This is a genomic window from Parafrankia colletiae, assembly GCF_001854655.1.
Lineage (GTDB): Bacteria > Actinomycetota > Actinomycetes > Frankiales > Frankiaceae > Parafrankia > Parafrankia colletiae.
Map to the genome: position 1 here is coordinate 1 of NZ_MBLM01000031.1, position 6,812 is coordinate 6,812.

General features: G+C 65.4%; 6 protein-coding genes and 1 pseudogene. All 7 read left to right on the plus strand.

Translation table 11 applies throughout. The features are described from left to right. Positions 1 to 253: adenylyl-sulfate kinase (locus tag CC117_RS05535; RefSeq protein WP_116287707.1), on the plus strand; the 253-nt coding region annotated here is incomplete at its 5' end. Between the two features lie 97 nt (positions 254 to 350). After that, positions 351 to 1,064 carry a 3'(2'),5'-bisphosphate nucleotidase CysQ gene (locus CC117_RS05540; RefSeq protein ID WP_071082682.1) on the plus strand — a complete coding sequence of 238 codons (714 nt, stop codon included), beginning with the start codon at positions 351 to 353 and terminating at the stop codon, positions 1,062 to 1,064. Between the two features lie 276 nt (positions 1,065 to 1,340). Beyond that, entirely contained in the window at positions 1,341 to 2,165 is an 825-nt protein-coding gene (locus CC117_RS05545) for an SDR family oxidoreductase (protein WP_071082678.1), read from the plus strand. Between the two features lie 116 nt (positions 2,166 to 2,281). Continuing rightward, positions 2,282 to 3,184, plus strand: a complete 903-nt coding sequence (locus tag CC117_RS05550; protein ID WP_071082679.1) for an LLM class F420-dependent oxidoreductase — start codon at positions 2,282 to 2,284, stop codon at positions 3,182 to 3,184. Between the two features lie 173 nt (positions 3,185 to 3,357). Beyond that, positions 3,358 to 4,800, plus strand: a complete 1,443-nt coding sequence (locus tag CC117_RS05555) for an aldehyde dehydrogenase family protein (RefSeq protein ID WP_071082680.1) — start codon at positions 3,358 to 3,360, stop codon at positions 4,798 to 4,800. 127 nt (positions 4,801 to 4,927) lie between these two features. Beyond that, the gene (locus tag CC117_RS05560; RefSeq protein WP_071082681.1) at positions 4,928 to 6,214 is read left to right on the plus strand and encodes a hypothetical protein; all 1,287 of its coding nucleotides are present in this window, start codon (positions 4,928 to 4,930) and stop codon (positions 6,212 to 6,214) included. A gap of 93 nt (positions 6,215 to 6,307) precedes the next feature. Continuing rightward, positions 6,308 to 6,812, plus strand: a pseudogene (locus CC117_RS05565) (IS5 family transposase); the annotation flags it as partial.

Below are 6,812 nucleotides of genomic sequence, written 5' to 3' on the forward strand. Positions count from 1 at the left end.
CGGCGAGTTCCTCGAGATCCACGTCGACACCCCGCTACACGTCGCCGAAACCCGCGACCGTAAGGGGTTGTACGCCAAGGCCCGCGCCGGACAGCTCACCAACTTCACCGGGATCGACTCCCCCTACGAACCCCCCACCAACCCCGACATCCACCTCGACGCCGCCGGGGCCACCACCCCCGAAACCTGCGCCGACCAGGTCATCGACCACCTCCGCACCACCGGCATCCTCACCCCACCGGCGACCCCGTGAACCCCAGCCGGACCAGCCTCGAGACCCGTGCGGAGACCGGTTCATGACCAGCGCGCGCACCGACCCCGCCGGCACGCACACCATCCCCGCGGCCGGCATGAACGACCACACCCTCGCCGCCGCCCTCGCCCACGAGGCCGGCGACCTGCTCCTGGCGATCCGTGACCAGGGCGGCGCCGAAGGCGACCGGCAGTCGAACGAACTCCTTCTCCACCTTCTCGCCCAGACCCGCCCGCACGACGCCGTGCTTTCCGAGGAGAGCGCCGACGACCACATCCGCCTCGAACGAGAGCGGGTCTGGATCATCGATCCGCTGGACGGCACCCGCGAGTACGGCGAGCCACCCCGGGAGGACTGGGCCGTCCACGTCGCCCTCACCACCGGTGGGAAGCCCACCGCCGGAGCGGTCGCGCTGCCCGCCGCCGGGCTCGTCCTGCACACCGGACAACCGCCCGCTCTCGTGCCACCGGCGCCCGGGCCGATTCGCCTCGCGGTCTCCCGCACCCGGCCACCGGCCTGCGTCGACCGTCTCCTCGCCCGTCTGAACGCGACCCTGGTCCCGATGGGCTCAGCTGGGGCCAAGGCCATGGCCGTCGTCCGCGGCCAGGTCGACGTCTACGCCCACTCGGGCGGGCAGTACGAGTGGGACTCCGCCGCCCCCGTCGCCGTCGCCGCGGCCGCCGGGCTGCACGTCTCCCGGCTCGACGGTGCCCCGCTGCGCTACAACCAGCCCAACCCGTACCTCCCGGACCTGCTCATCTGCCGTCCCGAGCTCACCGATACCGTCCTCGCCGCCCTGCGTGAGGTGTGACTGCCGGGCTCGAGATTCCGCATCATCGAAGTACCGAAACACCGAACGACCGCGGCCAGCCTGTCGACGGGGATCAGTGACGCCGCTTCATCGTCCATCACATGGCTGGCAGCGGTGAAACTCGGCTTCGTGACAGGTGTGGCCGTGAGGAGGAAAACCCGGCACGCGGGGTGACGTCGCTGTGGTTGATGTCGAAGCCAACCGGTATTCCCCGCGGAACTCCGGCTCGATGCCAGGGTTACTGTCGTCATTTCTCGTTCAGACAGGGAAAACAATATGACACTGTTCGACGCGTTCCGGTACGGCGGTAAGCGCGTACTGGTTGTCGGCGGCGCCACTGGGATGGGTGCAGCGGTCGCCGAACTTACGCAGAGCGCAGGCGCCGAGGTCGTGGTGATGGACTACGTAGAGGTCGGTCTTCCCGGAGCAACCGCCATCCATGTGAATCTGGCCGACGCCGCCTCGATCGACGTCGCTGTCGAGAAGTGTGGTGGTCCGGTCCACGCGGTGTTCTCCTGCGCGGGTGTCGCTGACGGGGCCCCGGGCATCGAGAAGATCAACTTTCTTGGTCACCGGTATCTGCTTGACCGACTGCTGGCCGCTGGCGCGCTGCCGCGTGGCTCGGCGATCGGCTTCATCTCCTCGGCGGTCGGACTGGGCTGGGAGAAGAACCTTCCGACGCTTCGGGAGTACCTGGACATCACCGACTTCGACGCTGCGTCACAGTGGGCGGTGGAAAACGGCAAGGCAAACTATCTGTGGAGCAAGCAGACGGTGTGTGCCTACGTGGCCAGGCAGGCTATGCCGCTGCTGAAGCAGGGCATCCGCATCAATGCGATCTGCCCGGGTCCCACCGACACCCCCCTGGCCCAGGCCAACAAGCAGACGTGGCTCGGTTTCGGCTCTGACTACCGGGCGGAGGTCGGTGTCGAGGCGGCGACTTCCCTGGAACAGGCCTACCCTCTGCTCTTTCTGTGCAGCGACGCAGCCGCGGCGGTCAACGGGATCACCCTCATCACTGACGCCGGCTACTTCAGCGCTGGTGTCACCGAGTCCTTCCCGAGCGCCACACCAACCGTCAGGTTCCTTCTCAGCCTGTAGGCCGGCCTTTCCGCCCAGTGTGATCCGGAGAACGTTTATCGTCGGCTGTCGACCCTGCGGGATCGGGCCAGACGGACCCCCGCATCATCTGGAGAATATTTTCAGACGAGGTGACAATGCGTTTCATCTATCACTACCCCGAAACGAACGGGACCGAGCGCGACATGCTCGATGCCGGGGCGCTGCACGAGGTGGCGGCGGCAGCCGAGCGGGCGGGATTCTACGGATTCTGTCTCAGCGAGCACCCGGCACCGAGTGCCCGATGGCTGGCCTCCGGGGGGCATCAGAGCCTCGACCCGTTCGTCGCTCTCGGCTACGTGGCCGCCGCGACCCGCCGGCTGCGGCTGCACACGAACCTCACCGTCGGTCCCTATCGCAACCCGTTCCTGCTTGCCAAGGCGGCGGCAACCGTCGACAAGCTCTCCGGTGGACGACTGGTACTTGGGCTGGGCACCGGGTACATGAAGACCGAGTTCTTCGCGCTCGGAGTGGACATGGCTGAGCGCAACGTCCTGTTCGACGAGATCCTGGACGTGCTGCCGCTGCACTGGAGCGGCGAGCCCTTCAGCTACCAGGGCCTTCACTTCGACGCCCGCAACGTCATTGCCCGCCCCCGACCGGTGCAGATCCCCATCCCCATCTGGATCGGTGGCAACTCGAAGCTGAGCCGTCGCCGCATTGCGGAGCGGGCGCAGGGCTGGATGCCGCTGGTGGGCCCGCCGGAGCTCAGTGCCGCGGTGCGAACGGCTGCGATCGGTTCGCTCGGGGAGCTGACCGGCATGATCAACGAGGTTCGGGAGGCGGCAGCTGCCGCCGGGCGGTCGGACACGATCGATGTGCAGTACTCCTACAAGGACCGTTCCCTCGCCTCGCCGACCGTCGAGGCCGACCGCCACCGTGAGGCGCTGGCCGAGATCGAGAAGGCAGGCGTGACCGCCATCGTCGTGTCGAGCCCTTCTTCGACACCCACGGCCACGCTCGAGTTCCTCGAGGCTTTCGGCTCCACCTACATCTCCTGATCGCTCGCCCTCCCGGCAGGGCGTCCGCCTGACGACGAGATTTCTTTCGTAGACCACCTCGCCCAGCCTCGCATTCCGAGGCGGATTGCCGGCGAGAGGAAACCGCGACACCTCCACCACTCGATGAGGACTGCCAAGTGACAGAACAACCTGACGTTAGGCCGGAATCCAGGATGCTCGTCGACGGCGAGCTCATCGAAGCCTACTCCGGCAAGACGTTCGACAACATCAATCCGGCGACGGAGCGAGTGATTGGTCAGGTCGCCGATGCGTCCGGCGCGGAGATGGGCCGAGCCATCTCCGCCGCCCGACGCGCATTCGACGAGACAGACTGGTCGACGAACAGGCCTTTCCGTCGGCACTGCCTCGAACAGCTCCAGGAGGCACTGGAAGCCGCACGTGAGGAGCTGCGTGAACAGCTGATCCTCGAGGTTGGCTGTCCACGCATGCTGACGAGCGGCCCCCAACTCGACGATCCTCTCTCGGAAGCAATTCGTTATCCAGTGAAGCTGATGGAAGAGTTCCCCTGGGAATCGGATCTTCCGGACGCGCTCACCAGGGGTGCTGTCAACCACCGGCAGGTATGGAAGGAGCCGATCGGGGTTGTCGGTGCCATCGTGCCCTGGAACTTTCCCTTCGAGGTGGCCATCCACAAGTTGGGCCAGATCCTGGCTACGGGTAATACCGCCGTACTCAAGCCCGCTCCGGACACTCCATGGAACGCCACGCTCATCGGTCGCCTGGTCGCCGAGCACACCGACTTCCCACCCGGCGTGGTCAACGTTGTAACGTCCTCGGATCATCTGGTCGGCGAGGAACTGACGCTTTCACCGCTGGTCGATGCCATATCATTCACGGGGTCGACCGCAGTCGGAAAAAGAATAGCGGAGAAGGGGGYGGCCACCGTAAAGCGTGTCTTTCTTGAGCTGGGTGGCAAGTCGGCGACGATCGTGCTCGACGACGCAGACTTCTCGAAGGCCCTTATTGCTGGTCTCGGAGTCTGTGTCCATGCGGGCCAGGGCTGTGCCATTCAGAGCCGTCTGCTGCTGCCACGTTCCCACTACGACGAAGGTGTTGCGATCCTGCGGGAGATGATGTCGAGGGTTCCGTACGGAGATCCGCAGCGACCCGACGTGATCATGGGGCCGCTCGTGTCCGCGAAACAGCGGGAGCGAGTGCTCGGATACATCGAGAAGGGTGTTCGGGAGGGTGCGACACTTGCACTCGGCGGCGGGCGTCCTGAGCACCTGCCGAAGGGCTGGTACGTCGAGCCCACCCTGTTCACCAACGTGGACAACTCCATGGCCATCGCCCGTGAGGAAATTTTCGGCCCGGTTCTCTCGGTCATTCCGTTCGAGGATGACGACGACGCCGTCCGCATCGCCAACGACAGCATGTACGGGCTCGGTGGCGGGGTGTTCTCCGGATCTCTGGAGCGGTCCTTCTCGATAGCCCGACGCATTAGAGCTGGCAGTGTTGGTGTCAACGGTGGCATTCCTTACGGTGCGGATCTTCCCTTTGGTGGATACAAGAACAGCGGTATCGGGCGACAGAACGGCGTGATCGGCTTCGAGCAGTACCTGGAAACAAAGTCCGTTACCTGGCTCAAAGCCTGAATGTCCGGTATTGGCCCTGCGTCGAGGCGGCCGCCAGTCGGCGCCCCGGCAGGCCTGGTGGAGAACCGCGGGCTGTCGGATACCTCCGAACTTCTTTCTTCGAGGCCACCGTACAGGAGCTGTTGCGATGACAGATGATAACGCCCAGACCATTCGGCCGGTGCTGGCGACGTCCTCGCAGATCCTCGCCGAGGAGAGTCTGCTCAAGCTGCTCGACGATCCTGGGCTGAAGCGAGTCCAGGTAGAAGTGCGCGCCGAACTGGCGGCGACCGTCAGAGGGCAAACCAGGTCGGGTGCGGCTACCCTCGGCGAAGCGGTCTCACAGTGGACCAATTCGCTGGTCCTCGCCGAGATCGGAAATTCTCTGCCGGTCCCCTCGCAGGTGTGGGGCACTGATGACACGCCACGCGAATGGCTTGGTCATGTACTCCCCGGCGTCGGGACCTCGGGCGACAACCCTGACGCGATCTATCGCGCTGCCTTCCTTGAGGGAGATCGGCGCTACGAGGTGATCGGTCGGTTCGACCTGGCTCGGAAGCCCGCGCAGCTCAACATCGAGCTACACCGGGGGAACAAGATCAATCCGCCGCCGATGGATCTCGACAAGTCGGACCTGACGCCGCTCGCCAGCATTACCGATCGAGACCTGCAGATCGCTTCGGACGGCTCGTTCCGCATTACAGTCGGCCCGAAGGCGGAGAGCCCGGTGCATCTGCAGTCTGCTGCTGGCAGGCTGACACTCGGCTCGCGTGACATGCTTTCCGACTGGGACCAGCGGCCGAGCTGGATGGAGCTGCGCCCGCTCGACGACGTGCCGGCCAGATCTTTCGACCTCGAGGAGATCGGGCGGGCGGCCTGCCGCGACCTGCTTCCCTACGTCCGCTTCTGGGCGAAGTTCCCGGATCTCTGGTTCGGTGGTCTCAAAGGCAACAGGATAACGCCGGCTCAGGGCCGTAGCGGGAGTATGGCCGGCTTCATGGCGGCGCTCAGCTGGGACCTCGTGCCAGGTCAGGCGATCGTCGTGACGACGGATCCGGTCGGTGCCGCCTACACCGGTTTTCAGGTGATGGATCCCTGGATGATTGCACCGGATGGAAAGAAGTTCCAGGCGTCGCTGAACCTCGCGCAGACCGTAYCGAACCCAGACGGAACATTCACCTTCGTTCTGTCGGGCGAAGACCCGGGCGTCGCCAACTGGCTTGACACCACAGGCCTCGATGAGGGGCTTGGTCTGATCCGGTGGCAGGCGGTGCCGTCCGGGGCAACGGTCGATCCGGCCACTCTCGTGCGCACTTTCCGGGTCGTCACGCTCTCCGAAGTGGATGCACTGCGTGAACTTCCCCGTGTCACACCCGAGCAGCGCAGGGCACAGCTGGCGGCGCGTGTCGACGGCTACAACCGGCGCACCCTGTGAGGGCTCGACCATCGGAATGAGGAGGATTCGTGGATTCTGACTTAGAGCGTGTCTTGCGTGGCCGCTCCGGGTACATATCTGATCATGGATGTGTTGGAGAGCAGCCTCGCCGGGCGGCTGGTCCCGGACGAGTTGTGGGAGCTGGTGGAACCGCTGCTACCCCGGTTCGAAAATCGCTGGCAGGGCGGTGGGACTGCCCCGATCGAGGATCGGGCGGTGTTCACCGCGGTGGTCTACGTGCTGACCTCGGGGTGTGCCTGGCGGCATCTGCCGGCCGAGTTCGGGGTATCGGTGCCCACGGCGCACCGTCGGTTCCAGGCCTGGACCCGGGCGGGGGTCTGGCCCCGGCTGCATCGGAAGATCCTTGATCTGCACGGTGCGGCCGGGCAGGTCGACTGGTCATCGGTGATCGTGGACGCGGCCAGCCTCCGCGCGAAAAAAGGGGAAGCCTGACCGGGTCGAACCCGGTCGATCGCGGCAAACCGGGCTCGAAAATCCATATCCTGACCGACGCGGACGGGCTGCCGCTGGTCGTGGCGGTCTCCACGGCGAACCTGCACGACAGCGGGGCCTTCGTCCCACTGGTGGCCAGTATCCC

Excerpts from the sequence above, each read along its gene's own strand:
- CC117_RS05540 (WP_071082682.1), top strand. The coding sequence starts at position 351 with ATGAACGACCACACCCTCGCCGCCGCCCTCGCCCACGAGGCCGGCGAC.
- CC117_RS05545 (WP_071082678.1), top strand. The coding sequence starts at position 1,341 with ATGACACTGTTCGACGCGTTCCGGTACGGCGGTAAGCGCGTACTGGTT.
- CC117_RS05550 (WP_071082679.1), top strand. The coding sequence starts at position 2,282 with ATGCGTTTCATCTATCACTACCCCGAAACGAACGGGACCGAGCGCGAC.